This is a genomic window from Cellulomonas sp. (assembly GCF_035634735.1).
Lineage (GTDB): Bacteria > Actinomycetota > Actinomycetes > Actinomycetales > Cellulomonadaceae > Cellulomonas.
The window spans coordinates 1-3,589 of sequence record NZ_DASQCJ010000143.1; the positions used below are offsets into that span (position 1 = coordinate 1).

The following is a 3,589-nucleotide window of genomic DNA, read 5'->3' on the forward strand; positions in this document are numbered from 1 at the left end:
CGGGTGCCACGGGGTGCCGCCGTGCACGCGCTCCGCGACGACCGGCCCGATCGCCTCCAGCATCATCAGCGGGACCACGCAGGCGAGCGCCACGACGGTCGGCAGGTCGAGCAGCGCGATCGTCACCCACCCGGCCTGCGCCACGAGCAGGGTCGTGATGAACACGGCGACGCTCGGCCGGCGCTCCGGGTCCGCGAGGGCCGCGCGGCCCCACTGCAGCACCATCGGCACCCGCATGACCACGAACCCGAGCACCAGCACCTTGTTGTCCAGGTGCTCGCCCGCGGCCAGCGACTCGAACATCGGCGGGACGCCCAGCGCGAGGATCAGCACGCCGACCATCTGCACCATCGTGGTGAGCCGGAACAGCCAGTCGTCGGTGTCGTACGCCGAGGCGAACCACGTGAAGTTGATCCAGGCCCAGGACACGGCGAACGTCGCGAAGGCGAACCCGATGATCGCCGGGCCGACGTGGCCGTCCGCGACCAGGACCGCGAGCTCCTCCGCCGTGCGGCCGAAGGCGATGACGAAGGTGAGGTCGAACAGCAGCTCGAGCGGGGTGGCGGCGCGGCGTTCCTCGCGGGGGTCGCGGCCGGTCATGCGGATGCGCAGCGGGGCGACGCGGGATCGCGTGATCGGTGCGGCGGGCCTCGGCACGACTGGGATCGTGCCACGCCGGCGTCGACCCGGGGAGAGCCGTCCCGCCCGGCCGACGACGCCCGAGGTCAGGCGCGCCGGGCACCCGTCCCCGACCACGAGCCGACGGCGGCGCTGGCGACCGCGACCACCACGGCGCCCGCGAGCACCACCGCGAGGACGCCGACCGGCACCGACGGCATCAGGTCCACCCCGTCGTGCCGGAGGTAGGACACCATCCGCCCGTAGAGCGCCGCGGCGGCCACGGCGGCCAGCACCGCGGCGGTCGCGAGCACGACCACCACCTCCACGACGGCAGTCGCCACGACGGACCACCGCGACGCGCCGACCAGCTGCAGGAGCCTGAGCTCCCCGCGGCGCTCGCGCATGGACGTGCCCACCGACTGCGCCACCGCGCACAGCGCCAGGATGCCGGCGCCGCCGATCAACGCCGACAGGCCTTGCGTCTGCGCGACCCGCCCGGCCTGGACCCGCGCCTCGACCCACTCCGGCACCGTCGCGACCTGTGCGTCCGGGAGCGAGTGCCGCACGTCCGCGAGCACCGCCGCGGCGTCGTCCCCCGGCCCCGCCGTGACGAACCACCGCGAGTCGACGACGTCGCCGGGCTCGCGCAGCGCGTCGTCGGCGGCCAGCACGTCGTCCTGCACGAACGCCGCGCCGGCGACGACGGCCGCGACGGTCAGGTGCCGCGGCGACCCGTCCGGGGCCACGATGGCCAGGGCGTCCCCGACGCGTGCCGCCCGGTCGGTGGTCGCCACCGCGTCGCCCTGCACGTCCGCGAGGCTGCCGGCGAGGACCGCGACGCCGACGACCGACTCCAGAGCGGTCGGTTCCGTCCATGCGATCGTCGGCAGCCCGGGTCGGCCCTCGGGCCACGCCCACCCGTCGCTCGTCTCGTACCGGACCGCCGAGGCCGCGGTACCGACCTCCGGCCGTGCCTGGTCCGCCGTCCCGCGCCCCGGACCGGCCTCTCCGGCGCCGATCGTCCGCGTGGTCGACGCCATCACGTCCGCGCGGATCTCGTCCCGCCACTCGAGCAGCCCGATCGCCTGGCCGGTCTGCGCCACCATGAACAGCGCCGTCGCCAGCGCGACGAGCAGCAGGACCGGGTTGCCGAGCGCCGCGGTCCGCCGCACGTCCCACGCCGCGTGCTCGCGCGCCACCAGTCCCGCCCCGGGCGCCAGGCGGACGGCGACCACCCCGACGACCCGCGCGACCGCGGGGATCACGACGGGCGCGAACGCCGACAGCGCCACCACGCTGGCGCCCGCCAGGAGCAGCGTCACCGCCTGCACCTCCCCGACGGTCGGCGGCAGGACGAGCAGCACGACGGCGGCGAGCGCGCCGAGCGCACCCCGCACCAGCCGCCCGCGACCGAGCCGCGCGCGCACCGCCTCACTCTGCCCGAGCGCCTCGATCGGTCGGACCCGGCTGACGCGCCGCGCGGGTGCCAGCGCGCCGAGCGCCGCGACGACCGCGACCCCGCCGGCGCACACCGCCGCGAGCCCCGGCCGCACGGACGGCGCGAACCCGGGCGGCGCCAGGTCGAGCCGCACCAGCAGCCCGGCGTACGGGGTGAGCGCGACCGTCCCCAGCACCGCCCCCGCGGCCGCGGCGCCCAGGCTGACGACGGCCGCCTCGCCGAGCACGAGCCGGGTCACCCGGCCCGGGGTCGCGCCGGCCAGTCGCAGCAGCGCGAGCTCGCGCCGCCGCCCCTCGACGGCGAAGCCCACCGCCGACCCGACGAGGAACACGGCGAAGAACAAGCACACCCCCGCGATCAGCCCGGTGACGTACTGGACGGACTCGAGCGCGACCCGCGCCTCGGCCGCCCCGCGCGGCGTCTCGCTCGCGAGCGTCAGCCCGTCCCCGTCACCCGCGGCGGCGAGCAGCCCGATCGACGCGGTCGACAGCGCCGACGCCGCCCCGACGACCACCACCAGACCGGCGTAGGCCCAGCGGTGCTCGCGCAGGAACGCCGGAGTCAGGGGTGCCCGGGCGCTCATGCGCGGGTGTCCAGGTCCGCGAGCGTGCCGGCGATCGTCGCGGGCGATCCCCCGGCCACCTCGTCCACGAGCCGCCCGTCGATCAGGAACAGGGTGCGGTCGGCGTGCGCGGCCACGACGGGGTCGTGCGTCACCATCACGACTGCCGAGCCCTCGGCGGTGAGCGTCGTGAGCTCGCGCAGCACCACCTCGCCGGACCGGGAGTCGAGGGCCCCGGTCGGCTCGTCGGCGATGACCACGGCGGGCCGGGCGAGCAGCGCCCGCGCGATCGCGACGCGCTGCCGCTGCCCGCCCGAGAGCGCGTCGGGGCGCGACCGCAGCTTGTCGCCCAGGCCGACTCGCTCGAGCGCGCCGCGGACGGCCTCGTCCGCGGCGGGCCGGCCGTCGAACCGGGCGGGCAGGCCGACGTTCTGCTCCGCGGTCAGCGCGGGGACGAGGTTGAAGTCCTGGAACACGAACCCCAGCCGCTGGCGCCGCAAGGCGGTGAGCCGGCGCTCGGACGCGGCGCGGACGTCGACGCCGTCGAGCAGGATGCGACCGGCGGTGGCGCGGATCAGGCCGGCGGCGCAGTACAGCAGCGTCGACTTGCCGGAGCCGGACGGACCCATGATCGCGGTCCAGGTGCCGCGGCGGAACGCGGCGGAGACGTCGTCGACGGCTCGGACGGGGGCTGCCTCGGTCTCGAAGACGTGGGTGACGCCGTCGAGGGAGAGGACGACGTCGTCGTCGCGCCCCTGCATGCCCGCGGCGTCACGCGCCCAGCCCCCCGCTCGCGTGCAGTGCTGCGTCTCGACCATCAGCCACGACCCTCCGTCGGGAGCAAGGACGCCCCCGACGACGAGGCAGGGGACGGACCGCGGCTGAGCCCTCGACGGTAGGGAGCGGTCCGGTGCGCCACAAGGGGCATCTGCGCGGTCGCGTCCGTG

The 3,589-nt window shown here is 76.7% G+C and carries 3 protein-coding genes; all 3 read right to left on the reverse strand.

Annotation, left to right across the window (positions count from 1 at the left end):
• Positions 1-657 (reverse strand): low temperature requirement protein A (locus VER05_RS12610; protein ID WP_324845692.1); only part of this gene is annotated, 657 nt, incomplete at its 3' end.
• Between the two features lie 68 nt (positions 658-725).
• On the reverse strand, positions 726-2,663 hold the full coding sequence (locus VER05_RS12615; protein ID WP_324845693.1) for an FtsX-like permease family protein: 1,938 nt from the start codon (positions 2,661-2,663) through the stop codon (positions 726-728).
• Complete coding sequence (locus VER05_RS12620) at positions 2,660-3,460, reverse strand: ABC transporter ATP-binding protein (protein ID WP_324845694.1); 801 nt, start codon at positions 3,458-3,460, stop codon at positions 2,660-2,662. Before VER05_RS12620 ends, VER05_RS12615 begins: the two co-directional genes overlap by 4 nt.
• Positions 3,461-3,589: the final 129 nt, after the last annotated feature.